26 protein-coding genes, 1 tRNA gene and 2 pseudogenes are annotated in these 25,549 nt (G+C 61.1%); 17 read left to right on the forward strand and 12 right to left on the reverse strand.

The window, feature by feature from the left end; genetic code table 11:
* The first annotated feature begins 9 nt into the window (after window positions 1–9).
* The 4 genes from ACQUSW_RS07320 (at window position 10) to ACQUSW_RS07335 (ending at window position 5,605) form a co-directional block, all read left to right on the forward strand.
* Window positions 10–966: an NAD(P)/FAD-dependent oxidoreductase gene (locus ACQUSW_RS07320; protein WP_428931635.1), complete on the forward strand. Its 957-nt coding sequence runs from the start codon at window positions 10–12 to the stop codon at window positions 964–966.
* Between the two features lie 151 nt (window positions 967–1,117).
* Entirely contained in the window at window positions 1,118–1,660 is a 543-nt protein-coding gene (locus tag ACQUSW_RS07325; RefSeq protein ID WP_428931636.1) for a hypothetical protein, read from the forward strand.
* Between the two features lie 94 nt (window positions 1,661–1,754).
* Window positions 1,755–3,971, forward strand: a complete 2,217-nt coding sequence (locus tag ACQUSW_RS07330; RefSeq protein WP_428931637.1) for a vWA domain-containing protein — start codon at window positions 1,755–1,757, stop codon at window positions 3,969–3,971.
* A gap of 206 nt (window positions 3,972–4,177) precedes the next feature.
* The gene (locus ACQUSW_RS07335; protein ID WP_428931884.1) at window positions 4,178–5,605 is read left to right on the forward strand and encodes an MFS transporter; all 1,428 of its coding nucleotides are present in this window, start codon (window positions 4,178–4,180) and stop codon (window positions 5,603–5,605) included.
* A gap of 87 nt (window positions 5,606–5,692) precedes the next feature.
* Here ACQUSW_RS07335 and dcd read toward each other — a convergent pair whose 3' ends face one another.
* A complete protein-coding gene (gene dcd / locus ACQUSW_RS07340) occupies window positions 5,693–6,298 on the reverse strand; it encodes a dCTP deaminase (protein ID WP_428931638.1) in 606 nt (201 codons plus the stop codon).
* Between the two features lie 58 nt (window positions 6,299–6,356).
* Between dcd and ACQUSW_RS07345 the strand changes: the two genes are divergently transcribed.
* Window positions 6,357–6,427, forward strand: a tRNA-Gly gene (locus tag ACQUSW_RS07345).
* A gap of 136 nt (window positions 6,428–6,563) precedes the next feature.
* Here ACQUSW_RS07345 and ACQUSW_RS07350 read toward each other — a convergent pair.
* Window positions 6,564–6,833, reverse strand: a complete 270-nt coding sequence (locus ACQUSW_RS07350; RefSeq protein ID WP_428931639.1) for a hypothetical protein — start codon at window positions 6,831–6,833, stop codon at window positions 6,564–6,566.
* Between the two features lie 272 nt (window positions 6,834–7,105).
* On the opposite strand from ACQUSW_RS07350, the pseudogene ACQUSW_RS07355 reads away from it, so the two are divergent.
* The 9 genes and pseudogenes from ACQUSW_RS07355 to ACQUSW_RS07395 all read left to right on the forward strand — a co-directional run.
* A pseudogene (locus tag ACQUSW_RS07355) lies at window positions 7,106–7,453 on the forward strand (recombinase family protein); the annotation flags it as partial.
* Entirely contained in the window at window positions 7,439–7,609 is a 171-nt protein-coding gene (locus ACQUSW_RS07360) for a helix-turn-helix domain-containing protein (RefSeq protein WP_428931885.1), read from the forward strand. The pseudogene ACQUSW_RS07355 and the gene ACQUSW_RS07360, both read left to right, overlap by 15 nt.
* Window positions 7,610–7,618: 9 nt before the next feature.
* Window positions 7,619–8,413, forward strand: a complete 795-nt coding sequence (locus tag ACQUSW_RS07365) for a GAF domain-containing protein (RefSeq protein WP_428931640.1) — start codon at window positions 7,619–7,621, stop codon at window positions 8,411–8,413.
* 23 nt (window positions 8,414–8,436) lie between these two features.
* On the forward strand, window positions 8,437–8,622 hold the full coding sequence (locus ACQUSW_RS07370; protein ID WP_428931641.1) for a hypothetical protein: 186 nt from the start codon (window positions 8,437–8,439) through the stop codon (window positions 8,620–8,622).
* An 85-nt stretch (window positions 8,623–8,707) separates the two neighbouring features.
* Window positions 8,708–9,099: pseudogene (locus ACQUSW_RS07375) on the forward strand (transposase); the annotation flags it as partial.
* Window positions 9,100–9,575: 476 nt separating this feature from the next.
* On the forward strand, window positions 9,576–10,079 hold the full coding sequence (locus ACQUSW_RS07380) for a hypothetical protein (RefSeq protein WP_428931642.1): 504 nt from the start codon (window positions 9,576–9,578) through the stop codon (window positions 10,077–10,079).
* A gap of 82 nt (window positions 10,080–10,161) precedes the next feature.
* Window positions 10,162–11,646, forward strand: coding sequence for a GMC oxidoreductase (locus ACQUSW_RS07385; protein WP_428931643.1), 1,485 nt, complete (start codon window positions 10,162–10,164; stop codon window positions 11,644–11,646).
* Window positions 11,643–12,260 carry a hypothetical protein gene (locus tag ACQUSW_RS07390; RefSeq protein WP_428931644.1) on the forward strand — a complete coding sequence of 206 codons (618 nt, stop codon included), beginning with the start codon at window positions 11,643–11,645 and terminating at the stop codon, window positions 12,258–12,260. The genes ACQUSW_RS07385 and ACQUSW_RS07390 overlap by 4 nt, the downstream gene beginning before the upstream one ends.
* A 183-nt stretch (window positions 12,261–12,443) precedes the next feature.
* Window positions 12,444–13,226: a hypothetical protein gene (locus tag ACQUSW_RS07395; RefSeq protein WP_428931645.1), complete on the forward strand. Its 783-nt coding sequence runs from the start codon at window positions 12,444–12,446 to the stop codon at window positions 13,224–13,226.
* On the opposite strand, the gene ACQUSW_RS07400 is transcribed toward ACQUSW_RS07395, so the two are convergent.
* The gene (locus ACQUSW_RS07400; protein WP_428931646.1) at window positions 13,223–14,122 is read right to left on the reverse strand and encodes a bile acid:sodium symporter family protein; all 900 of its coding nucleotides are present in this window, start codon (window positions 14,120–14,122) and stop codon (window positions 13,223–13,225) included. The two genes, ACQUSW_RS07395 and ACQUSW_RS07400, sit on opposite strands and share 4 nt — an antisense overlap.
* 32 nt (window positions 14,123–14,154) lie before the next feature.
* On the reverse strand, window positions 14,155–15,489 hold the full coding sequence (locus ACQUSW_RS07405) for a serine hydrolase domain-containing protein (RefSeq protein WP_428931647.1): 1,335 nt from the start codon (window positions 15,487–15,489) through the stop codon (window positions 14,155–14,157).
* Between the two features lie 121 nt (window positions 15,490–15,610).
* Between ACQUSW_RS07405 and ACQUSW_RS07410 the strand changes: the two genes are divergently transcribed.
* Both ACQUSW_RS07410 and ACQUSW_RS07415 read left to right on the forward strand, forming a co-directional pair.
* A complete protein-coding gene (locus ACQUSW_RS07410; protein ID WP_428931648.1) occupies window positions 15,611–15,916 on the forward strand; it encodes a DUF2470 domain-containing protein in 306 nt (101 codons plus the stop codon).
* A gap of 66 nt (window positions 15,917–15,982) precedes the next feature.
* Window positions 15,983–16,630 (forward strand): biliverdin-producing heme oxygenase, encoded by a 648-nt coding sequence (locus tag ACQUSW_RS07415; RefSeq protein WP_428931649.1) that lies wholly within the window; start codon window positions 15,983–15,985, stop codon window positions 16,628–16,630.
* On the opposite strand, the gene ACQUSW_RS07420 is transcribed toward ACQUSW_RS07415, so the two are convergent.
* Window positions 16,610–18,004: an ATP-dependent DNA helicase gene (locus ACQUSW_RS07420; RefSeq protein ID WP_428931650.1), complete on the reverse strand. Its 1,395-nt coding sequence runs from the start codon at window positions 18,002–18,004 to the stop codon at window positions 16,610–16,612. The two genes, ACQUSW_RS07415 and ACQUSW_RS07420, sit on opposite strands and share 21 nt — an antisense overlap.
* 106 nt (window positions 18,005–18,110) lie before the next feature.
* Between ACQUSW_RS07420 and ACQUSW_RS07425 the strand changes: the two genes are divergently transcribed.
* Window positions 18,111–19,181, forward strand: coding sequence for a hypothetical protein (locus tag ACQUSW_RS07425; protein ID WP_428931651.1), 1,071 nt, complete (start codon window positions 18,111–18,113; stop codon window positions 19,179–19,181).
* Between the two features lie 62 nt (window positions 19,182–19,243).
* Here ACQUSW_RS07425 and ACQUSW_RS07430 read toward each other — a convergent pair whose 3' ends face one another.
* The 7 genes from ACQUSW_RS07430 to ACQUSW_RS07460 form a co-directional block, all read right to left on the reverse strand.
* On the reverse strand, window positions 19,244–21,307 hold the full coding sequence (locus tag ACQUSW_RS07430; protein ID WP_428931652.1) for a bifunctional copper resistance protein CopD/cytochrome c oxidase assembly protein: 2,064 nt from the start codon (window positions 21,305–21,307) through the stop codon (window positions 19,244–19,246).
* A gap of 117 nt (window positions 21,308–21,424) precedes the next feature.
* Window positions 21,425–21,712, reverse strand: coding sequence for an HU family DNA-binding protein (locus ACQUSW_RS07435; protein ID WP_428931653.1), 288 nt, complete (start codon window positions 21,710–21,712; stop codon window positions 21,425–21,427).
* 328 nt (window positions 21,713–22,040) lie between these two features.
* Complete coding sequence (gene rpsN, locus ACQUSW_RS07440; RefSeq protein ID WP_428931654.1) at window positions 22,041–22,346, reverse strand: 30S ribosomal protein S14; 306 nt, start codon at window positions 22,344–22,346, stop codon at window positions 22,041–22,043.
* 2 nt (window positions 22,347–22,348) lie between these two features.
* Entirely contained in the window at window positions 22,349–22,519 is a 171-nt protein-coding gene (gene rpmG, locus ACQUSW_RS07445; protein WP_428931655.1) for a 50S ribosomal protein L33, read from the reverse strand.
* On the reverse strand, window positions 22,519–22,755 hold the full coding sequence (gene rpmB / locus ACQUSW_RS07450; protein WP_428931656.1) for a 50S ribosomal protein L28: 237 nt from the start codon (window positions 22,753–22,755) through the stop codon (window positions 22,519–22,521). Before rpmB ends, rpmG begins: the two co-directional genes overlap by 1 nt.
* A gap of 386 nt (window positions 22,756–23,141) precedes the next feature.
* Window positions 23,142–23,846 (reverse strand): DNA-3-methyladenine glycosylase, encoded by a 705-nt coding sequence (locus ACQUSW_RS07455; RefSeq protein WP_428931657.1) that lies wholly within the window; start codon window positions 23,844–23,846, stop codon window positions 23,142–23,144.
* The gene (locus ACQUSW_RS07460; RefSeq protein WP_428931658.1) at window positions 23,843–25,528 is read right to left on the reverse strand and encodes a hypothetical protein; all 1,686 of its coding nucleotides are present in this window, start codon (window positions 25,526–25,528) and stop codon (window positions 23,843–23,845) included. The genes ACQUSW_RS07455 and ACQUSW_RS07460 overlap by 4 nt, the downstream gene beginning before the upstream one ends.
* Window positions 25,529–25,549 lie beyond the last annotated feature (21 nt).

The raw sequence follows: 25,549 nt of genomic DNA on the forward strand, positions 1-25,549 counted from the left end.
GATTGAAGCATGAGCTCCACCACCTACGATGCGCTCATAATCGGTGGCGGTCCGGCCGGACTCTCCGCAGCACTCAATCTCGCACGATCACTCATGCGAGTGCTCGTAGTCGACGCCGACCGGCCGCGCAACGCAGCCACAATGAACTCCCACGGGTTCTTAACGCGCGACGGCATACCACCGCATGAGCTTCGTCGACTCGGCCGCGCCGAACTCGAAAAATACACCAACGTCACGGTGCTCACCCGACAGCGCGTGCACAGCCTCGAGCGGGTGGTTGCCCCTGCGCAGGTGGCCGGGGCGCAGCATCCGGAATTCCTGGCCCATATCGGCAAGAAAAAGGCAACAGAAACTGTGCGCGCCCACCGCGTTTTGCTGGCTACGGGCTTGCGCGAGACGCTTCCGGATGTCACAGGTCTCACGGGCTTTTATGGCATGACCATGTTCAGCTGCGCCGCCTGCGACGGCTGGGAACTACGCCAGCGGCGCCTGTGCCTTATCGGCGAATCGGCCGACCTTGCCGACCGTGCCCGCCTCATCGCCCGCTTCACCCCCGACCTCACTGTTTTCACCCACGGGGCACCCGTGATCTCGGCCGATGACGAAAGGGAACTCGCTTCGCGCGGCGTCACCGTCATTCGCACACCCATCGCAGAGCTGCGCGGCGAACGCGGACAGCTCGAACAGGCTGTGCTCACCGATGGCACACCCATTGAGCTCGACGGAGGATTCGTGCGGCCCGAGTGGTCAGTCAACCTCTCATTCCTCGACGGCATCACGCCGCAGCGAGACTCCGACGGCAACCTCGCTGTCGACAGTTCGGGGCGCACCAGTGAACACGGCCTCTATGCCGCAGGAGACGTGGCCTCACCCGGCCCACAACAGCTCATTGTTGCCGCGGGCGCCGGAGCACGCGCCGCCGCCATTATGGTGCATGACAGCGTAGGCATCACCACCGCGCACTAGCACTCCGTCGCGCTCAGTAATCCCTCGTCGCACCCGGCGCAGGGGGAAAGTTATCCACATGCCCACATCTATTTGTCTGCATGTTGATTAGTGTGTCTTCGGTCGGTGTACCCCCGCACCGCACACGCAGGAAGTCAACGGTGACCCAGCCATGCAGCTCACACTCCGTCGCGCCCGCCATCGGCGAATTCTCGGCTACAGCGCCGTACTTATCGGCATGTTTCTTTCGATATGGCTGGGCAGCGTGCTGCGCCTCGACGACTGGGTTCGCTACCCCGCACTGTTCGGTCATCTTGCCGCCCTCGTAGCCGGCCTGGGCGCGGCCGTCTTACTCGAATCGGTAGCTCTACTGTGGACGATCGGGCGCGCAGAAGTCGCCGATATCTGGTTTATCGAGCGCATCGCAACACCGCTGGCCTGGCTGGGAATCAGTGGACTCATGGCAACGGGCGCATTCCTGCAAGCGAACTTTGCCAGCCCCCTCACCGTCATCAAAATGCTTGCCGTTCTCATCGCTGCGCTCAACGGCGTAGCAATGACCCGCATGACCGCGCAACTGCACCGCCTTCCCGGCACAATCCGCTTCCGCCGCGTGCCGTGGCGACTGCGGTTCTGGTGCGTTACCAGCGCACTTATTTCGCAGGGCGCGTGGTGGACGGCGGTGGTTATCGGCATGCTTAACACAACTTCGTGAGCATATTTTGCCAAGACCCTTTACAATCGACTGTGAACACATGACAACGACGCCCTGATCGTTCCGTCGCCCGAATCCCCCCAAAGGTACGTTCATGTCCGACCGCCCGATCGGCGCGCGCCGATCCACACACATCGACCTCGACGCACAGCATGCAGCCGACGCTTCCGCTGCCGCACCATCGCCGCCGTCCGCAGAGCCACCCGCAACAACACGTGGCCTACCTGCTTCGCAACGTCAAGCACACCCCGCCGCACAGACGCGGGCGCAGGCACGTGCCGCGGCCGCAGCAGCAGCCTCCAGTGCCAGCGCTCCAGCCGCCACGCCACCGGATGCTGCCCCCCAGGCCACCGCACCGGTTGCCACGCCTGCCGCCGCCTCACCTGCCTCGGGCGCTGTTCCGCCCGTGACCGGTGCTGCCGCGACGCAGAAAGAGAAGAAGAAACGGCGGCCGCTACTGCTGGGCGGCGCGATTGCTGCCATCGCGCTGCTGGCGGCCTCACTCATCACCGTCTCGACGCTCGTGCTGTCAAACCTCAATCCTCCGCCCGAGACCACGGCCGATCAGGGTTCCGGGCTCGACATTATGAAACGTCTCGCCGAAGAGGGTCCCGTCGAGTTCCTTCCTGACACCCCCGCCGCCGCGGCCGGTGCCGAACCGTGCACAGTCGTTACCGTCTTGTCGTCGCTTGAGAACGCCGAAATGGTGCAGAATCTGGCAAAGGCATACAGCAGTGCACCGCGCAATATTGGCGGCTCGTGCGTGACGGTTGTCACAAAAGAAGAGAAGTCGGGCGTTGCTGCCGAAGAGGTCGCCGCGGGCTTCCCCAACACTAAAGAAGCCAATAAGCCCAGCATCTGGCTTCCTGACTCGAGCCTGTGGGCCGATATTTCGCGCGCCAGCCACCCCGGCAACCTCCGCAATGCGGGTGCACAGGTGGCCTACTCCGACATCGTGCTCGGCATGCCTGAGTCCCTCGTAACCACCATCGGGTGGGACACCACAACACCCACGTGGCAAGAAATCTTCGAAACCGCGGGCGACCCCGACGTGTGGAGCAACCTCGGCCACCCCGAATGGGGCTCGTTCAAGCTGGGCAAGACCAGCCCCACTGTGGCCACGAGCGGTGGTGCAGCCATGCTGACGGCCTATGGCGCAGCATCCGGCACCGTCGGTGACCTCTCGGAAGCAAAGATCGACGACCCGAAAGTGCGCAGTATTGTTCGCGAATACGAACTCTCGACCAGCCACTACATGGTCACCCCGCAGCACTTCTTGCGGCGAGCGCGCGCAGCCGAAGCATCCGGATCATCAGCAGACTTCTTGTCAGCCATGATCGTCGACGAAAAGTCGGTGTGGGACTACAACCGCGGTATCGTCAGCCCCGACGGCGAGACACGCGTTGTGGGCGAACCTCCCAAAGATCCGCTTGTTCCTGTGTACCCCGCCGACGGCTACTACACGGCCGATAATCCGGCCATGGTGCTATCGGGCGCCTGGGTCAACGACAAAACAGCGGCCGCCGCAGAAGACTTCGTGCGTTTTACCAGCACCATCGAAGGCCAAACCGCGGTTCGCGAGTCGGGTTACCGCGACCTCAACCGGATGCTTGACGCCGAAGTGACCCAGGTCGGTCGCTTGCAGGCGCAGGCCACCGACGTTCTGGCCATGCCTCGTAACCGTCTTGTCACCGCCGTGCAATCGTCGTTCCCCGATGTTCGCAAGCGCGCCAATGTGCTCTTCTTGCTCGACGTTTCGGGATCAATGGATATTGAGATCTCTGACACCGACACGCGCCTGACCCTGGCGAAGAAGGCCGTGAAAGAGGCACTCGACCACTTCACGCCCGGCGACCAGGTAGGTTTGGCGGCATTTGCGCAGTCGGCTGATGGAAAATTTGTTCCCGGTACGCTCACACCCGTCGCCGATATTGGAGTCAACCGCGCCGACCTGCTCTCGGCACTCAACTCGATCGAGTCGATGGGTGACACACCCCTGTATGAGGCGATCGACCGCTACACGAAAGAACAGGCGAAGATCTGGTCGTCCGACCGCATCAACGCCATCGTGCTGCTCAGTGACGGCGAAGACGACACGAACACTCCCACCACCACCGAGAAGCAGATGAACGCAACGCTACAAAAGCTGCACACCGAAACCCCGGTACTGGTGTTCACTCTCGGTTACAGTGACGAAGCAGACGTTGCCGCGCTGCAGGCCATCGCGTCGTCGACCGGTGCCCACTATTACGACGCCACCGACCCGCTCAAGCTACGACAAGTACTGGGCGACCTGGTGACCAGCTTCTAAGAGCACGAATGACACGGCCGGTGGGCCGCACGGTGATACGCCATGCGGCCCACCGGCCGTTTGGGCTGCGGCATCCGGGGCTGCCAGCACTCGCGCCTGCCGAGCGCTACGCTGGCATACACCGCGAGGGCGCGGAACTCTGCCGCCCACACGAAGTCGCGGCCCACGACACCGGCTGTTCACGGGAGAACATTAGCGTGACCGATATGAATGCCCCTCGCCCCCACAAAACTCCGACCCCACCCGCCACTACCGACACCGATGCGCTAGGGCTCTTCGGCACCACGTTTGCCGAAAGTGGTGACGAAACCCCTATTCCCCGTAAAAAAGTCGCGTCATGGGCGATGTGGGATTGGGCGACGCAGCCGTTTAACTCGGTGCTGCTCACCTTTGTTTTTGTGTCGCTGTATCTCACGAGTGACAGCTTTCTTGACCCGCAGATTGCCGCGCTACCGGCCGACGACCCCGTCTATGAGCGGGCGATTGCCGACCTCACCAGCGGCTACGGTTTTGTGTCGATGCTCGCGGGCATTTTTATCCTGCTGCTCGCACCCGTTCTCGGCCAGTCGGCTGACCGCGCCGGTGCTAAAAAGAAGTGGCTGCTCGTCACGACAGCCCTGCTCGCCCTGGCACAGTTTGCGCTGTTCTTTGTGCAGGCCGACCCGCAGTTCTTCTGGTACGGCGCGATCGTAATCTCAGTGGGTGCCGTGATTTCTGAGATCGCCGGCGTCAACTACAACGCTCTTCTCGTCAGTGTGTCGACACCGCGCACTATTGGTCGCGTCAGTGGTCTCGGCTGGGGCCTGGGCTACATTGGCGGCATTATTGCGCTGGCCATTATCGTGGTGCTCACCACTTTCGAGTGGTTTGGTATGGACACCTCGAACGGCATGGCCTACCGACTGATCGCTGTCGGTTGCGCCGCGTGGACCGTTGTGTTTGCCATTCCGTTATTTCTCAACGTGCCCGAGCCTCCCGCCGCCATTGGTGCACCCCGCGTCGGCTTCTTTGCCAGCTATGTCGAGCTCGTGCGCGACATCGTGCGTCTTCACCGCACCCACCGCCCCACCTTCTGGTTTCTCATCTCCAGCGCCGTCTACCGCGATGGCCTTGCCGGGGTCTTCGCGTTCGGCGGTATTTTGGCGGCGGCCGTGTTCCACTTCACCAGCAACGAGGTGATGATTTTTGGTATCGCCGCCAATATTGTGGCCGGAGTATCAACCATTTTTGCGGGCCGCTTTGACGACCGCTTTGGTGCGCGGGCCGTGATCGTCACGACACTGAGCATTCTGGTGGTCATGGCACTGGTCGTGTTTATGCTGCACGACCAGGGCAAACTGCCGTTCTGGATTTGTGGACTCATCCTGTCGGGCTGTGTCGGGCCCGCGCAGGCCGCATCGCGTTCACTTCTGGCGCGCGTAACCCCCACTGGTTTGCAGGGCGAAATTTTCGGCCTCTACGCAACAACGGGCCGTGTCGCCAGCTTCATGGCTCCGGCACTGTGGACGGCATTCATCGCCTGGTTCGGCGCCACCTACTGGGGCATTCTCGGCATCGCCATCATCCTTGCAATCGGGCTCGGCCTGCTACTGCTGGTCAAACTGCCCCCGCACGTGCGACCCGAGCGCCGTTAACACGAGAGAGTTCCGGATGCTGCACACCGGTCGGGTGCGGCATCCGGTGCTTGACGTTTTTTGCTTTTTTGCGCGTGTCTGAGAACGCTAGTTACCGTGCGAACCTTCGTCGGTAACACCCACGTCGGTGCGGTGAAAGTTGCTGTGCGAACGCGACGCCGTTGGCCCCCGCTGACCCTGGTAACGGTTAGCGTACGGACCTGAGCCGTAGGGGTGTTCGGTGGGTGAGGTGAGCTGAAAGAAACACAGCTGCCCTATTTTCATGCCCGGCCATAGCTTGATCGGCAGGGTTGCGACGTTGGCGAGTTCGAGCGTGACATGGCCGGTGAACCCGGGGTCGATAAAACCTGCGGTGGAGTGCGTAATGAGGCCGAGCCGCCCCAGCGACGACTTACCCTCGAGCCGGGCTGCAATATTGTCGGGCAGCGTGACCTTCTCGAAGGTGGCGGCAAGCACAAATTCTCCCGGATGCAACACAAAAGGCTCGTTCGGATCAACCTCGATCAGCCGCGTCAGCTCAGGCTGGTCTTGCGAGGGGTCGATGAACGGGTACTTGTGGTTGTCAAACAACCGAAAATACCGGTCAAGTCGCACATCAATACTTGACGGCTGAACCATCTCTTCAGAAAACGGTTCAAGACCAATCCGGCCCTCAGCCAGTTCACGGCGCATGTCACGATCAGAAAGCAGCACGGTTTTAGCCTAACGGGCACCCACGCATTTGTTATGCTTACCGAGCACCTTTCGGTTCGGGGCTGTAGTTCAATGGTAGAACTTCTGCTTCCCAAGCAGACAGCGCGGGTTCGATTCCCGTCAGCCCCTCTCATTGCGAAAATCCCTGGTCATTCCGGGGATTTTCGCACTTTCCGGGGAATACCCTCACAAGCGCTCTGAGGGTCGAAATCGAGGGTTCTGCTTGCTTTCTGCTTGCTTTGAGAGGCCGTCAGATACACAGCAGTTAGAGCTCATGATCTTGAAGATCAGTCGGACACCCGTCCGGCAGGTAACCAACATCGCCGAGCGCGTCAGGCTCGAACACTGACGACACGCAATCGCTGAACGCTTCGCCTGCCGGGACGCCCGAGTCGAGCTCGCCATACTCGGCGGGGATGTCGATGCCACGCAGAGCGTCGGCACTGTGCGTTGCTTCGTGGAGCAGGATCGCCCGCAGGACACTCGCTGAACGCTCAGCCATGCGCTCGGCAACATGGATGATGCGCGGGGTCACGAGCGGTCGAACGCACGCGAGAATGTTGTCACCCCGACGCATCGTTCATTTGCGTCCCAGCGGACGGTGAGTCCGCTCTCGAGTTCTGCGGCGAACTGTTCCGCACGGGGTCTGCTGAGGGTTTGGTTGTCCGCCGGTCCTTTGGAGTTGGCTGATCGTTCCGTATTCCCGTTCGGGAATGCTTCACGTTTCGGCACCATTTCGGGAGGGATGGACACATGCTGCTGGGTTACGTGAGAGTGAGCACGAAGGATTAGACGCTCGCGCTCCAACAGGACGCTGTCGAACGCGCCGGGGTCACCAAGGTCTTCCCTGACGAGGGCGTTTCCGGCACCACCGCCCCCATCACCCGTGAAGGGCTCTTTGCTCTGCTGGAGCACGCGCGCGAGGGCGACGAGATCGTTGCTTGGCGTCTCGACCGCGTCGAACGCGACGCCGCCGCGCTCCTGCGGATGGTGGAGACCCTGGATGAACGCGGGGTTACCGTCCGCACCATCTCGGACGGCATCTCGACGGCGGGTACGGTGGGTCGCCTGGTGCTCACCATTTTGGCGGCTGTCGCCCAGACGGATGTCGAGGTCATCCGAGAGAGGGTCACCGCAGGCGTGCGGGCTACGCGGGAGCGAGGCACCCGACTCGAGCGACCTCCGGCGCCATCGCCCGACCAGGTTGACGCCGTTCGGCTCTACGGGGACGGACCTTCCTACGCGCAGATCGCACGCGCGCTTGGCGTTGGGAAGAGCACCATCGCGCGGGTTCTCGCGGGTTCTCGATAAAGTCGGAGCATGTTCTCGAAGCTCGGAGGTCTCGTAGACCGTGCAGGGTGGCACATTCTGGCTGTCATCGGCACGGTCGGGCTTGCGCTGATCTCCGTTTTCAACACACGTCTCGTGACGTTCAGTCCCGCGCTGGCTATCATCCTCACGGTCTTAGCCAGCGCATTCTCCGTGGTCGGTGTGATCGTCGGTGTGCGGAGTTACGAAAAGCGCAGGAAGACGACACAGGCGCAACTGCTCACAGGTCTGCGCTTGACACTTATCCCCGCCGCTGAGAGGTTCATCAGCATCGCTCCCGCTCTCGACGAGACGAACGTCTCAGAGGGACTTACCGACATCACGGCGCGATGCGCCCAGTTCGTAAAGTCGGAGGACGGCGACACCCCGGACGCCAACGTATACCTGCTTGACGGAACAACCCTCTACCGAGCGAACCGCGCGGCAGGAACAGCACGCGACCGATTCAAGAAGACTCAGAAGAGAGACGCGCGTTCGAGGGAAGAGTCTGCTGTCGTAGATCGTGTGCTCGCAAAACAGGTGACCATCTGCGACGACGTACAGTCGCCAGAGAACCAGGAGAAGCTGTGCCTGGAGAACACGAAACGCAAGTATCGAGCGTTCATCTCCGTGCCCATCCTGGTCAACAGCGAGCCAGTAGGGATGATCTCCGTGAACAGCGCTCGGAAGAACCACCTGACCGATGTCCACGTCGCGTTCCTGGAGAACATTGCTGTGCTGGTGTCCGCACTTCTTGCTGTGAAAAGCGACCGAAATGTAGCCATACCCGGTCAAGACAAGGCATGATGGATCGAAAAGGAGGTAGTGAAATGACCAACCACAACCACTCACGTACGGGTATGGCTGGACACTACACCGACGCGGATCGCGCCCGCACTGCCGACATCGAGCGGCAGTTCCGCACCATCCACAGCGAAGAAGTTCGCCGCGCGGAGTCTGGCGGACGGCTGAGGACTGCCGTCCGTAAGATCGGCTTCCAGCCAAACCCGAACTGATCTCAACTTGTCGGCGGTGACCGTATGACACTGCCTGCACTCTGGCTCGTTGGAGGCTCCAGAGTTGCGGATGGAGAATGGAGTCATGACCCAACACGAGAACAAGGGACACCGCTATTCCACTGAAGATAAAGCTGCCGCGGTCCGGATGGTGCGCAAATTGCGTGCCGAGCTTGGTACAAGCTAAGGAACGACCAGCCGGGTCGCGGAACAGCTCGGCTACGGCGTCGAGTCAGTGCGCGCCTGGGTATGCCAAGCCGATATCGATCACGGAGTGAAAGCAGGGGTCGCCACCGACGAGCAAACACGTATGCGGCAACTTGAGCAAGAGGTGCGTGAGCTGAAGCGCGCGAATGAGATCCTGAAGCGGGCAGCGCCTTTCTTCGGGGCGGAGCTCGACTGGCAACACAAGATGTAGTTCGATTCGTTAACCAGAACAAGGACGATGTGGTCGCTGGCCGGCGGCTCGGGGTCGAGCGCAGGGCCTGATGATCCGGGTCTCGCTTCTCAGAAATGATCTCTGGTGCCGGAACGGTCACCGGTAGTGCGGTGATCTCGATTTCGGCGGATTGCCCTTCGACTGGTCGAACACCTGGACGAGCGCGGGATCGCGTTGCCGTCTACGAGATGGATCCCACCGCAGGAGCGGCAATAGCCCAAGCCTCACGGGTCTCGCCTAGCGGAAGTGACCTTTCTTGCACCCCGTAGACGCCGTTCGAGCAGGGTGAGTGTACATTTGCGCCAAAAATTTGCGCGTTACGAACAATCACCGTGTGACATGGCCCAAAAGGCGACACCGCATGGTTGTTTTTGCGACAACATGTGGCATGATGTTCGAGGCAATCGGAAATGAGCCTTCGCGCCCGAACGGTAGTTGCCCACACCACACCCCTCCCCTCGATGAACCAGCAGCCTTGCTGCGGGCGTTCGTTGCCCCAATCAAGAAACCATTCATGACTGAAAACCTCCCCACCTCGATCACCGTCAACCGCCGCACCATGCTCAAAAGCGCAGCCTGGTCGGTGCCGGTCATCGCCGTTGCAGCTACCGCACCCCTTGCTTCTGCATCTGACCCCACCACCCCCGCACCCCGATTCGACGTGCAGATTCGTCAGGTGACATGGTCGGCCGGAGCATTCACCGGCGACATTCGCTTTGAGGCTCTCACCGCTGTTCCCGCCGGCACCGTGCTGACCGTTGTCATTAGCCCGGTCACCACCGGCGGACGCATGTTCCAAGTGCAGCGCAACTCCGACTCCAACTACATTCACGTACCCACTAACGGCACGGGCTCCACAAACGGCACGACAAAAACCCTGTCGGTCACCGGTGACATCAGCACTGGCGAAAAAGCATTTGTCAACATGAACTTCACCGGTTACGTCGCAGCAGTTCGTCCCGTTACGGTCACCGTGAGCGACGGCACCACCGTGCTGGCCACCCGCACCTGGCAGTAACGCGACCCTATAGACAGTCACCACTCGGGCGTGAGCACTTCTTGCTCACGCCCGAGTGGTGTGCGCTACCGAAAAGAGACACGTGTCTATCGCCATCATCGGCTCTGGTTACGGCGGGGCCGTCGCTGCTTATCGCCTTGCCTCACAGGGCATAACCGTCGACCTCATCGAGATGGGTAAAGACTGGGATGCCACGGCAGCACCCGGCAAAGTCTTTCCGTCTATGCTGTCGCCCGACGGGCGTTCATTCTGGTTCGAAAATCGCACCATCTTGCCGTACCGCTATTTCTTTGGGCTCGACGTTGTTAACCGGACAATCCCGTCGCGGGCGGGCGTGCTCGCAGTCGAGAAGTTCGCGCACATGCAGGTCTATGCCGGGCGCGGGCTCGGCGGTGGTTCACTCGTCAACGGCGGCATGGCGGTTGTTCCGCCCCGCAGCTTCTTTCACCAGGTGTTGCCCGACGTCGACGTTGACGAAATGTATGGCACATACTTTCCTCGCGCCCAAGAGCGCCTGCGCGTACGCAGCATCTCGCGCGACATCGTGCACTATTCGCCGTACTACAGCTTTGCGCGCGCAGCCACCGAACATAACAGTGCAGCAGGCTATGACACCGTCGACGTACCCAACGTGTACGACCCCAACTATCTGCGCATGGAGTCTTTCGGTCGGGTATCACGCTCTGCCACGGGTGGCGAAGTCATCTACGGCAACAACCATGGCAAAAACAGCCTCACCCGCACCTATCTGCAAGCGGCGCTTGCGACCGGGCGTGTACGTGTATCAACAATGACCGAGGTGACGAGGCTGCGGCGAGCAGCATCCGGAACCTACACGCTCTCGCTGCGCGAAATCGTCGACGACGGCACGGTCGTAGCCGAATCGGAACGCACGTATGATCGTGTCATTCTGGCCGCCGGAAGCGTCGGCACCGCCCGCCTGCTACTTCGCGCGCAGGCAGAAGGCGACCTCACCGGGCTCGACGACAGCCTCGGCCACGGCTGGGGACCCAACGGCAACACCATGGTCATGCGTCAGGTGCCCGGCGCCGTCGGTGCGCACCAGTCCACCATTCCCGTGCGAGCACTCGACGCCTGGGACGACACCGATGCGAGCGTCTTTGCCGAGATAGCGCCCCTGCCCGTCGGCATCGAAACGCGCGCTCTCGGATACCTGGCGATCACCAACAACCCCAACCAGGCCCAATACAGCATCGACGCCAGTGGCACCCTCGCGCTGTCGTGGACGCCCGACATGCATGCGCCGAGCATCACAGCAGCCCGGGCCGTGATTGATCGCCTCAACCAGGTCAACGGCGGCTCAACGCTGACCACCATGCTCGACGGCGGAAAAGCCTACTCCGACCACTTCACGTATCACCCGCTCGGTGGCGCCGTGCTCGGACAAACAACCGACATGAACGGTGAACTCCACGGAGCGCCCGGTCTGTTCGTGATCGACGGTTCACTGATTCCGGCAAAAATCGGCGTCAACCCGTTCGTGACTATCACCGCACTCGCGGAACGCATCATGGACAAACTCATCGCGGCAGGACGATTCTCATGACCGACACCAAACAAGCCCTCACCGTCAGCCGGCGCCGCCTGCTGCAGGCCTCGGTATGGTCGACTCCCGTCGTTGCTACGGCCGTCGCGATTCCTGCAGCGGCCGCGAGTGCTCCCCTACAACCGGATGCCGGTGGCCTGGTCGTACAGGTCGCCGAAACCCTCGACACACCGGGCGGGTCGGTTCGTGTTTATCGGCAGGGTTCAACCAGCAGGTCGTGGCCCGCGTGGCTTCCTGCCGCCCTCATAATCACCAACCCCACCGGCACTCCTATTGCGGGTGCGCGCGGACGCCTGCAGATTCAAATGCAAGCGCAAGACACCATCAGCACGCTCGCTTACCGCCTCCAGGCGCGGAGCCTCAATACCGACGTGCGGCTGCTCGACTCCACACCCACGATTCCTGCCACAACGGCGCCTCGTCGCTATGATCTGCAGGTGAATCGCACCGTCGCCCCCGGCGAGACCGTGACGGTACCGCTGGAGTACTTCGTGCCGCGCGTGTTCGCGAGCCCCGACTTCACAGTCTTGGTCGATGCGGTCACATTTGCCGACGGGGTCGCACTCGCGTCAGAGTCGGCACAGCTCGGGCTCGTACCCGGATTCAGCGCCTAGGTCGTGAAGCCTCGCACCAACGGCGAGCGCTGCGCAGCATAGAATCGACGGAAAACCAGCATCCGCCGGCATGCGTGAGGAGCCACGATTTCTACTCCCTTTTGGCTCGAACTGCTCACAGTAGCGGCGGGTTTTTCGTTACTCACATGCTTGACGGTTAGCGCTAGCGCCACCATGTTGTTTTTGACGAGGTCAGACATCGAGCGCCGCATTGATGTCGCCACCCTGACAAGCATCCGGATGCTGCAGCCCGAGCTGCTTGCCCCTGGCGCGGTCATGCGCGAATTTTTCGGCGCCTCTACGCGAGTATCGTTGCGGTCCTTGTTTACGGGTGCGCATGATGATGCCAGTTGGGCGCACACTGTGCAGCGGCGCATCAAGGCGTATGAGCACACTGCTTATGAGAGTGATGCGCGTGTCGTGACCCGAGTGCTGCGATGGGTCGACCCTACGGACTCACGCCGGGTTGTGCTGTTTGATGCGTGGCAGCGGCGGCGGGTCAGCAGAATGGCTGACCCCGTTGTGGTGGGGGTGCGGCACAGCGGCGATATCCCAACGCTGCGGGCGGTAACCCGCAACCCGTACCCGCTCATGCGTCGGTGGCGTGACTGGCTGCGTATGCGTTCGTTATGGGCGCCCGTGGCGGCGACAGCGCTCGATATGGGCGGTCGCGGCGTTACTTTTGGTGCTGCCACCGGTGCTTTTGTGGGTGTGGCAATTCGCGCCTTCATGCCGGTTTCGCACGAACTTTCGCTGTACGACTGGCTCGTGTGGGGCCTGGGGCTCGGCACGCTTGTGGGTCTGGTGTGCGGGCTTTCGTATTTCGTTGCGGGCGTGCTGTCGAAGACTCTGCCACCGCGGTTTCCTCGCTTGCTGCGGTCGCGCATCGTGCTGTTCTTTTTTCCGTTTGCTTCGAGCGTGGTGATTATGGGCGTGTATCGCATCACGCTCATGCTGGCTGGCTAGCTCACCACGGCCTCTGCCTGTTCTTCTTGTGTGTCATCGCTGCTGGCTGCACGACCGCGAATAAGAAATCCGAACGCGAACGCGATAAAGAACATGAGTACGCCGTACACGGCAGCCGGAAGACTCAACTCCATCGAACCGAACACGGTCTGGGCGATAACGATCGCCAGCGTGGCGTTGTGGATGCCGATTTCGAACGAGCATGCAACAGCCTGGGGCCGGGCAACATGCAGCATCCGGGGCACCACATAACCCACCGCGAGGCTAATGAGACAAAACAGCACCGTGATCAGCGCGAGTGCCGCGACGTTGTCGACCAACAGTTGCCAGTTAGAGGCGACGGCCCCGGCGATCACAACCGCCAAAATGATGACGGATGCTACACGCACGGGTTTGTCCATACCCTCGGCGAAGCGGGGTTTCCAGCGCCGCACGAGCATTCCCAGGGCCACGGGCAGCAGCACGATAGCGAACACCTCGAGAACTTTTGACCACTGCATGCCCAACTGGTCGTCGAACGGCCGAAACCACGCGATAGCAAAGTTGGTGATCACCGGCAGCGTCACAACCGCGATCACCGAGTTCACGGCCGTCAACGAAATATTGAGCGCAATATCGCCGCGAAACAGGTGGCTATAGAGATTGGCGGTGGTGCCGCCGGGAGAAGCGGCGAGCATCATCATGCCCACGGCAAGAACGGGTGGTAGGCGAAACGCCAGCACGAGGCCAAAACATACGACCGGTAACAGTACGAGTTGGCACAGCAGTGCAATGATGACGGCACGCGGTTGCTTTGCCACTCGGGCAAAGTCACCGACCGTCAAACTCAGGCCGAGGCCGAACATAATAATCCCCAGGGCGACCGGCAGCCCTATGGTGGTCAACGCTGATCCCATGGCCTCATAGTGGCCGAACCGTGCGCGAAATACTAGGGGGCCGAAGTTTCTCCCTCGGCGTCACCGTCATCGGCGCTCTCGGCGTCAGCGGGCGGAATCTCACACAGCGCCGAATTGACGATCTGTTCGCCATAGGTTTCGGCCGTGAAGGGCAGCCCAAATTCTGGCGCCGTAAAGCCCTCTACTGCCGGCGCTTTCGACGCCAGCGCTGCAAGCTGCCATGCCAGCGCAGCAATCGTGTTGGCGCCCGCCGAAGAGCTGTTGAGCACCACGGCCACGGTAAACCCTGTTTCCGGGTCGGCATAGGCTGCGGTGATATAGCCGGGAGCCCAGCCGTGCTGCCCGATCATCGAGCCGACCACATAGGCACCGCCCGTGGCCTGATACCACGAGGGGGCCCCGTTATATGCGGGTAGCGGCGCACCGAAGCGCGGTGGTTTCTCTTGTGTGCGCAGGGCCTGAGCTGCTTCGGCCTGCATGTAGCGACCGAGGTCGGTGATGGTAGAAACAGCGCCCGAATCGGTGAAACCGATGCTTGATGAGCTGACCGTAATATCGACGGGCGCTGCGCAGTCGAGCTTCGATGGGTCGTCTTCTGAAGGCTGCAGGTAGTAGCCACGCAGCGCATCGGTCTCTGATGGCTCGGCGGCTCTCGGCCCAGGAAGGCTCGTCTCTTTTAGTCGCAGCGGATCAAAAACATATTTTTTCAGCAAGCGACTAGCTGTGTCATCACCGGCGCGCTCGAGGGCCGCGCCCAGCAGGTGATAACCGGCGTCGGAGTCGGCATAGGCACCTCGTGCCCCTGTTTTCTTTTGCAGACCATAGCTTGCAAGTTCTCGCGCCCCCCATTCTCGGGTGGGGTTGATCAGCCAGTTATTGCGCAGAGTCGGCGCCGATGAAGTGACGCCCGCGGTGCCATTACACAGGTCGAGCAGCGTCACCGTCGACATATCAGCCACGCCCGAAACGTAGGTGGTGACCGAGTCGCTCAGTTTTACCACGCCGCGGTCGGCCATCGAATACAGCAGATCGCACGTCATCAGGCGCGTCACGGTCCCCACGCGAAACGTCTGCTCTGGCGTGACAGGTTCGTCGCTGTCGACGCCCTGTGTACCAAGGCCAGCAACCCATGACCCACTCCAGGGTGCCCACACGCCCACAATGGCACCGGAAGCACCGGATGCTGCCATGGCGGTGGTCACTGCTGATTCAAGCTGTTCCTGCAGGGCCGCGGGTAAATCACCCTCTGCTTGAGGAATGGGCGTGTAGTCAACCGATGGTGATGCCGCGCATCCGCCCACGGTCATCGCCAGTGCCACGGTCGCTACCATTACCCCGGTGCGACGCATCTGCGACCAAAAACCCATCGGACCCCCCTGAATCCTCCTTCTAGAGTCTATGAGTGTTGTCTGGGTCAGCCCTCCATCCCCCGCATGTCAGCTTGCTGTGAGTACGATCACAAAGGGGTATCGGTCGTAGAGTGGGCGCATGGCGAACCCTTTTTCTGACGACGTTGTTGCTGCTGTGCGGCACCACATGAACGACGACCACGCAGACGACAACCTGCTCATTGCCCGCGCTTTCGGCGGCGACGACATTACGGGCAGCACCTTTGTCGACTTTGACGAGAACGCAGCCCGCTGGCAGGTACAGCGCGGCAACGCTGAACCCGAGCTGCTGGCAGTGGGCTGGCCGGATGCACCTATCAGCGAGCGTGCCGAAGTGCGACGCCAGGTGGTTGTGATCTACACGATGGCGTGTGAAAAGCTCGGCGTGAAACCCCGTTCACACTAAGAAGAAGCGCCCGGGTGCGGCATCCGGAGTGGCGGCGAAGTTTAGCCTACCCTTACAATGAATCTCATGACAGAGCTTCTTTCTTTCTCCGCTGCCCTTCGCGAACGTTCGTCGGGTTCACATTCGCGCAGCGAGCACTCGGGCTTTATGGCCGATCTGCTTCGCGGAGAAGCAACTCGCGAAGATTACGTTTCGCTCGTTGCGCAGCACTACTTTATTTACGAAGCTCTCGAGCACGCCGCCGAACTCATGCGTAACGACCCGGTTGCTTCGGTGTTCATTACCGACAAGCTCACGCGTCTGCCCGCCCTCGAAACCGACCTTGAGTTTCTGATCGGCGACGACTGGCGCGAACGAATCACGGCGCTGCCCACCACCGAACGCTACGTTGAGCGCATCCGCCAAGTCGGCTCCACCTGGGCCGGTGGCTTTGTTGCCCACCACTACACGCGCTACCTCGGCGACCTCTCGGGCGGCATCTTTATCGGCCGTGTTATGGCACGTCAGTTTGGGTTCGAGACCAACGGTGTCGGCTTCTACCTGTTCGACGCAATCGCCGACCCGAATGAGTTTAAGAACGTGTACCGCGACCAGCTTGACGCTGCCCCATGGGACGAAAAAGAACGCGACCGCATTATTGACGAGGTTCTCTTGGCCTACCGGTTCAACACCGAACTGTTTGAAGCACTCGACTCAGTTCGGCAGGTTGCTTGACGCCAACCGGGCCTCATAAGCGGCTTTCATAAACCGACGCACATCGGGATCGACTCGAATATCGCTGGGCCGCAGCGGGCGCGAAAGGTAGAGCCCGTCGAGTGACGTCAATCGCGACAGCGCCACATAGGTTTGCCCGGGAGCGAAAGCACCCGAACCCAAGTCGATAACTGCGCGGTCGTACGTTTTGCCCTGCGACTTGTGAATGGTCACGGCCCACGCCAGCCGCAGCGGAAACTGCGTAAACTCTGCCACCACCTCACGCGATAACGTTTTCGTACCGGGGTTATAGGCGTAGCGAAAGCGCTCCCACACAACCGGCTCGACCTCAACCTCGTCGCCGTCAATATCGACCTTGACGGTGCCGCCCACAATGCGCGTAACCGTCCCGATCGTGCCGTTTACCCAGCGCGGTAGTTCTCCTGGCGCCACACCGTCATTGCGCAGAAACATCACCTGCGCACCCACTTTGAGCTTCAGTTCGGCATCGGCCGGGTAAGCATCACCACGCCCAAAATCACCATTGATTTCGGCGACTGCGGTCTGCTCTCGACCCGATAGGGCAGCTAAGTGACGAGCATTAATACTATTTACTCGATCGTTGCGCGTAGCCAGGGTGATAATCGGGGTCTCTTCCGGCTCGGGTTCGGGCGGTGTGCGGGCTCCCGCCGTATTCAACACGTTTGCAATGTCGGCCGTCACTCGTCCGAAACGCACGGCGTTAAGCATGCTCTTAAACGCATCATCAGCCTGACGATGAATGGTGACCAGTTCGCGCACATGTAAAGCAGCACCGTGGCTACCAATATCGAGAAGACCCTCGGATGCAGCATCCGGAGCCTCTACCCAGGGGCCCGCCCACACCTTTGCATCGAAAAACCATAGCGATCGGTAGTGGTCGTTGATATAGCGCAGTTCGTCGCCGCGCGGTGGAACGGGCGCGAGCTGATATGGGTCACCAAACATCACAACCTGCACACCACCAAAGGGGTGCAGGCTGCGGCCACGCGCCTGCCGCAGAGAGCGATCAATGGCGTCCATGAGGTCGGCGTTGACCATGGACACCTCATCGATCACCAGCGTGTCAATAGCTTTTAATACTTTTCGTACCGGCTCGCTCTGGTCAATACGCGAATCGGCAATGAGCCCGATGGGGAGACGGAAAAGAGAATGAATCGTCTGACCCTCAACATGCAGAGCAGCCACACCCGTCGGCGCACAGATAGCGATCTGTTTGCGTGTGTTTGCAGAGAAATACTGCAGAAGCGTTGATTTACCGGTGCCCGCCCGCCCCGTAATAAACACGTGCTCATCGGTATTCTCGATGAGGTCGAACAGCTCTTGCTGTTCCGTAGACAAAACGGACACACCCATAATCTTCGGTTTCTCACACCCCTACACAGTCACATATACCGAGGCAGCGCGAACAATGCTACGCGCATTCGGCAACAGCACAACGGCACCTGAATAGACTTGCGCCATGCAGTTGTCGACTCATCAGCGTGCCCGCGGTCGCGGCACACTCGTGTCTGACCTCGGCATACTGATCACCATCGGCATCCTCTTACTGGCGGCAACAGTTGCCGGTAGCGCCTCACTCTATAAACATTTCTACAGCCCTTCGGCCTTTGTCGAAGAATATCTGTCTCTTCTCGCCGAAGGGCGCACGGCAGAAGCACTGCTCGTGCCGGGTGTTGACCTGAGCGCCGAACAGCGAGAAAAAGCCGGCATCGATGCGACGGCATCCGACGCACTCCTGCGCAGCGCAGCGCTGTCTCCGATCAGCGACGTTGCTGTCGTCAACGAACGCAACGACGGCGACGTCACCTTCGTGACCGTCGACTATGTGGCGGGCATTCACTCGGGCAGCACCACCTTTCAAGTGAAGCGCGACGGCTGGATTGGCATCGCACCCGGCTGGCGCTTCGCACAGAGCCCCCTCTCGGTGATCGAACTGACGGTGCTCGGCTCCGACCAGTTTGCGGTCAACGGTTTCTCGCTCGACCGTCGTCAGGTAGCCGCCCTCGGAATCGACTCGGCTCGCGAAGAACCCGTGCCCCTGCTCGTATTCTCGCCTGGCCTCTACACCGTCAGCGTCGACACCGCGATTGCCACCACGCCCGGCGTGAGCGTGCTGGCCGATGCACCCCTCACAACCGTGCCCGTCGATGTGCAGACCACAGCGACCACAAAGTTTACGGGCGTTGTGCAAGAGCAGGTTGAAGCGTTTCTCACCGCGTGCGCGACACAAAAAGTGTTGCAACCCACCGACTGCCCCTTCGGCATGCTCGTGCAGAACTACATCACAGACGAACCAACGTGGTCGATCCCCACCATGCCGCAGGTGACCGTTGAACCCGATGGCGCGGAATGGAAGATTGCACCGACCCCAGCCCTGGCTCACCTCTCGGTGGAGGTGCAGCTCATCTACGACGGCACAATCGAGCAGCTCGAACAAGACGTGCCCTTTACCGTGACCGGAGAAATCCATGTTCTCCCCGACGGCTCGGTATCGATCATCGTGGGCGGTGCACCCACGGCAGATACGTAGCAAGACAAACGTGTAGCGAGGCAGGCCCGTAGCGGTTTCGTCCGCTGCGCATTGCCTGCCGCTTATTCGCGGCCTGTCTCGGCCAGACGCCGATCTTTCTCCGCCAACGCCGCCAACTGTTCGTTATAGGCAGCAAGTTCTTGGTCACCCGTGCGGTCGGCAAAGCGATCACGCCGCTTCTCGGCGCGCGCATCACTTCGACTCCACTGGATAGCGGCGGTCACCGCCAAGATCAGGGTGGGAATCTCACCCACCGACCACGCTATGCCTCCGCCTATATATTGGTCTTCCAGCGGCGTCGGCCCCCACGTGCGCCCCATCGAGCCGTACCATTCGGCGACCATCAGACCGGACTGCATCATGATCGCGATGCCAAAGAACGCGTGCATGGCCATAATGCCGATCAGCGTCAGCAGTCGGCCCGGATACGGCAGGCGGTACGGAATGGGGTCGACACCGATCAGCGTCAACGCAAACAGGTACCCGGCGATCAAGAAGTGCACGACCATCCACTGGTGGCCGTAGTGGTCGCGCATTGCCCAGCGAATGACGTCGGTGAAGTAGAACACCCACAGCGACACAATAAACACCGCAGCAGCGACAAAGGGGTGCGTAATGATCTTCGAATACCGCGAGTGGATGCCCCAGAGAATCCACTCGCGCGCACCCCGCGTACCATCGTCGCGTTTATCGAGCGCGCGCAGAGCAAGCGTCACGGGGGCACCGAGCACCAGCAGAATCGGAATCACCATCTGCAGCATCATGTGCGCCAGCATGTGGGTGCTAAACAGGAAAGCTTCGTAGGCGTTCAGCGGCCCATTCGTCACCCAGGCGAACGACAGCAGTCCAACAATCCACACGATCGTGCGGTGAATCGGCCACGAGTCACCACGCTGGTGCAGACGGCGAACAGCCAACAGGTAGAAGACGATGCCAAACGCGGTGGCCAGCATCCAAATGAGTCCCGGATACCACTCGGTGAACCACCGGTCGATCGTAAACTCTGGCGGCAGCGGACGCCGAGCAAGCAGTTCTGCCGGCGTGCGGTCGACTGCGGGCTGCAAACCCGAGGGCGGAGGCGTTCGCGCGAGCGCCGCTGCAGCGCCCGAAGCGAAACCCATCAGCACTAGTTCGGCAAGAATCAGCGTCCAGAACGAACCGCCGCGGCCCTTATCGATCCACGGAATCAGCCGCATCCGGTACCAGGCACCAAAAAGCCCCAGCAGCCCCAGCAGCACCGCCTTAGCGATAACAATCAGGCCATAGGGCGCAAACAGTTCTTCCCACCGGGTCATCCCCACCAGCGACCGCGCCACACCCGAAACAGCAACAACAATAAAAGCCACGAGCGCCAGTGACGAATAACGCTCGACCACGACACCCAGCGAAGTTGCGGCATCCGGACTCTTAGCGCGCCCATGCAGACGCTTCGGGTTACCGGATGCCGCAGCCCCGGCGGGTTTCAGAACCCCCCGCAGCACCACAACCAGCACCAGGCCGCCCACCCAGACCGCCGCACCAACGGTGTGCAACAGCAAAGAATCAACCGCGAGCGCGTGGCCTTCAAGGTCACCCGAGTGCCCCTGCTCGGCCAGCGGCAGGAAAGATGCACCGGCCACAATTGCCGTGAACAGGGTTGGCGTCCACGACCGCCACGCAAAAGCCATAATCGTGACGATCGCGCCCAAGACCACCGAGATCAGCCAGGCTCTGCCGAGTGGTAGTTCAACCAAAAAGCGCCCCAGCTGCGACCCGAATTCGGGACCCGCGCTGAGCTTGGCGTTAAACGCCGCCATAAACGTAAAAAAGCCCGACGCCGCCCCCGTCACGGTAAATACGGCCGCCCCCACCGAGGCCGTATCGAGCGCGACATCAAAAGCTCGCTCACCGCTACGCAAAGAAAAAAGCGCCAAAACAAGCGAGCCGAACATGACAGCCGCCGCGATATTCATCACCATCTTGACGGCCGGCAGCCCCCAGCGCACGATCGGGCCTGCATCGCCCAGCGCAAGAGGGGCAGCACCGCCGCCCAACCACAGGGCAACAACGGTTGCCACAAGGCCAGCCACCAACAAAATGACAACGCCAGCCACACGGTACGACACGGCAGATGAACGGGGGGTCACCCTACCAGCCTAGGACTCTCAGCTATGGGTCAGAACCGTTGTGTTCTCAGAAAAACAGAAGACCACCCTGCCATGCGGCAAGGGTGGTCTTCTGTAGCAGTCGTCGTTGTGTGACGCTTACTTGACGGCAGCCTTCAGCTTCGAGCCGGCGGTAACCTTCACGCGCTTACCGGCCGGGATCTGAATCTCGGCACCGGTCTGCGGGTTGCGGCCCGTGCGGGCAGCGGTGTCAACCTGCTCAAAAGCAATCCAGCCAGGGATCGAAACCTTGCTGCCCTTTGCGACAGCGTCAGATACCGTCGCGAACAGAGCGTCGAGCACGCCCGACACGGTGGCCTGGCTCTGACCGGTGGCGCTGGCGATGCTCGCAACGAGCTCGGTCTTGGTGATGGACTTCTCAGCCATTTCATCCTCCAGCGACGGGGGTCCCGCCGCGTCGTGTGAGATGTTTCGAAGAGCGGATGCCCCCCGTTGGTCGAATGACCGACTCGAATGTACCAACCGAACCTTAGTTTTCCGCATCATTTCGCGGGTTTTCTCAGATCAATTCGCAAAATCTGGGCGTTTTGGTGGGTTTTCGAGTGTTGCGAGCCGTTTTTCGACTATTTCTGCACGCGTGAGCGACGCGTCTGCTGTGGCGCTGCGGCGTCTGGTGCGCGGCATCCGGGGTGAACAAAAGCGCGGGGCGGGATTCGTGAAGAACCCCGCCCCGCGCTTTTATGAAGCTCGCTGCTTACCAGCTCGACTTGGTGACACCGGGCAGTTCGCCACGGTGTGCCATCTCACGGAAGCGCACACGCGAGATGCCGAACTTGCTCAGCATTCCGCGGGGGCGGCCGTCGATGGCGTCACGCGAACGTACACGCACCGGCGAAGCGTCACGAGGAAGCTTCTGCAGGCCGAGGCGAGCGGCTTCGCGCTCTTCATCGGTCGAGTGGGGGCTAACAAGCGCCTTTTTCAGCTCGGCGCGACGCTCTGCGTAGCGCGCAACAATTTCTTTGCGCTGCTCGTTACGAGCGATCTTGCTCTTTTTCGCCATAATTAACGCTCCTCGCGGAAATCGACGTGCTTACGAACGACCGGGTCGTACTTTTTGAGCACGAGACGGTCGGGGGTGTTGCGGCGGTTCTTGCGGGTCACGTAGGTGTATCCCGTGCCAGCTGTGGAACGCAGCTTGATGATCGGACGTACGTCCTGAGCCTTCTTCGCCATCAGAGCTTCACACCCTTCGCAAGGAGGTCTTTAACAACACTGTCGATGCCCCGCGCATCGATTACCTTCATGCCCCGTGTCGAGACATTGAGGGTAACCTTGCGGCCGAGCGTCGGCACAAAATAGGTCTTCTTCTGCACGTTCGGGTCGAAGCGACGCTTCGTCCGGCGGTGCGAGTGCGAAATGTTGTGACCGAAGCCGGGAACAGCACCGGTCACCTGGCACACTGCTGCCATGTGATGACTCCTTCATTACCGTGAAACCGGTTGGTTTCACCCAAGATCCCTTGTCTGCCCCTCCCCTATACGCCCGACACCCGCAACAGAGTTGGAATGAAGACGCACGGTGAGAGACGAACTGTGCACAGGAGAGCGCACAGATCAACGGTCTACCTTACCACGAACGCTGTGCTGCTGCATCCGGGGGTCCGTGCCGCAACATCTGTTGCTGAAAACAGGAAAATTGCCGAATGGCGCACAATTCCGCGCAAAACATGCGTCGCCCAGCAATCTTCCTGTTCTCGGCAACCCCGCACAGCCCGCGCCACCATAAAATCCAGCCCCACGCCGGATGCTGCACACCGGGCGACACTCACCACTCCGGATGCCACACCCGAGGCAAACTACTCCTGCTCGGCCGTGCGCGCGGCAGCGGCCTCCGCGGCCCCACGCCCCCACCGGAACGGCGAGACTGTGCGGTCGCCAGGAATCCAGAAGCGCCAGGGAAAGGCATCCGTGCCCGCAATACCGGCGACTCCTACGCGCGGGCCCTGCTCATATGCACCGACAGTCGATGGCAAGAGCAGCGTGGCCACGGCCCCTGATTGCGGCACGCTGTCGATCGCGTCGATTCCGTCGTGCAGGGCATGCTTCAGGCCCAATATTTGGCCCAGCCGGCCGGGGCCTCGGGCAAGGTCGCGCCCGCGACGCCCCGAGCGTTCGTGCGCACTATCAATGCCGTGCACGACTTCACCGGCTCGCACAAGCACTCCTCCGGCTTCTCCGTTCGGCCCGCATACGACGTTGATGCACGAGTGGATTCCGTGGCTCAGGTACACATACAGGTGTCCGGCTTCTTCCCACATGGTGGAGTTGCGCGTGGTACGGCCCATCCGGGCGTGCGAGCCCGGGTCGGGTACGGGCCCGGTTCCTTTACCGTGATACGCCTCAACCTCGGTGATGCGTATGGCGACCGTGTGGCCGTCAACCGTTGTTACCAGATATCCGCCGAGCAGTTGCGGGGCAATATCAACCGGTAGGCCGTGAAGATCGCTGCGGGCAGCCGGATGCCCCGTGCGAGCGGCATCCGGAACATATGGCGTCGTCATCGCCGTGGTCCGGTTGTGCACCATGAGGCGTCGAAGCCTTCGAGCACCACCCGTTCGTCACCATTGGTGGTGTCGACGATGTGCGTGTGCAGAGTTTGCGGCAGGGGAAGGAGTCGTCGGTCGTAAGGGTTATTTGGCAGGTCGGGCGCGACCGTCACGGCCGTATATCGCCCGTTGGGGGCGGCGCAACTTTGCACGATCGAGTCGGTGCCGCTCACAGAGACAAGAGGTTCGGCCGCGCCGTCGTCAGCAACGCGAATGATGCCCTGCCCTGTAGGCACACCCTCGTCACTGCGCGCAAAAACGTGCCGCAGTGTGCCGCCCGGGAACGACGTGATGCTCACGGGTGCACCATAGTCAGGCTCGGCGACGGGTAGTGGCACAAGTGCGCCTGTTTCGGGATTCAACTGCATGAGCAGACCGTCGTAATCGATGATGGCGGTGTTGTTAGCCCTCGACACACCCAGCAGTGTTCTCGCCTGGCCGAGCGCCCACGGTTGTTTGCTTGCCGTGGCGTCGGCGCCATAAAGTTCGCCGTCAAAAGTGAGCAGCACGGCGTTGGTGCTATGGGGAATGAACCGCCATTCGCCCACACTCACGGGCACGTCGTCAATCTGCACGACCGTTGATGCCGCGCCGCCGTCGATGGGCTGGGTCACAAGCACACTGGCGAGCCCGCCCTCGGCGGAGAGATCACGTTCGGTAAACGTATAGCCGATATGTGACCCGTCGTCGGTCACCTGCAAACCGGCAACATATCCTTCACCAGGAAGGACGAGCTCCGTGCGCGACTCGTCGTAGCGATCAACAACGGTCACCTGCGATACGCCGTCCTGCGCCGTCACGACCACAAGGTTCTCTGAGGTCGCGCGGTAGTCATCAATGTTCTCGGCTTCGAAAACCGATACCGCTTTCTCGCCGCTCAGATCGGTACGGAAAATAGCGTCATCACCGTCGTCTCTGCGCTGTAAGAGATACAGCGAAGCCGCCGGAGTCTGAATCGTCGTAACGACGGTACTTTCGCGCTCACCGTCGCGGGCCGTCACACCGTTAATGCTCACCAGATATTCGGTGTCGTCGCGCAGCGGGGCATCGAAGGTGAGCGTGACGGTTTTACCCTCGGTTGTCACTGTGGCCGTGGCATCCGGGTCAAGCTCCACCTGTTCAGGAGTGATTTCTGCCACCTCACGACTCAGTGTGAGGGTGAGGGTGGGCTGCGGGCCATCAACAATTTGGCCGTCGAAATCGACCCCGGTAATTGTTGGTCCGTCGAGCACAAGAGCAATAACTACACCGGCCACGGTAATCGCGAGTCCGATAATGAGGGAGATCACAAACGTGCGCTGTGAGGGAGCATGCTCGGCGGAGTCTTCTGTGCGCGCCGGGGCAATGGGGGCTCGTGCGCTGTCGTCAGCGGGCAGCCAGCCAGCACCATCCGAAGGCTGCCAATCGGAGTCTTCGGGGTCAATCCAATACTTTTTCGACTGCTCCGGCGCTGCCGTTTCGGCACTCGGCTGCGGCACTGGGGGCGTGTGCTCCGAAGCCTGCGCGGCACGCGCCTCATGCACGGCTTCGGCAGCCTGAGCGGCTTCAGCGGCCTGTCGTAGCGCCCGTGCTTCTGCGCGCGTGCGGGGGCGCTGCGAGGCGTCGTTGCCCGCAGCATCCGGGTGTTCAGTACTCATTCGTCCCCTTGACAAACACGT

The sequence above is a fragment of the Microbacterium luticellae genome, assembly GCF_050408645.1.
Classification (GTDB): Bacteria; Actinomycetota; Actinomycetes; order Actinomycetales; family Microbacteriaceae; genus Microbacterium.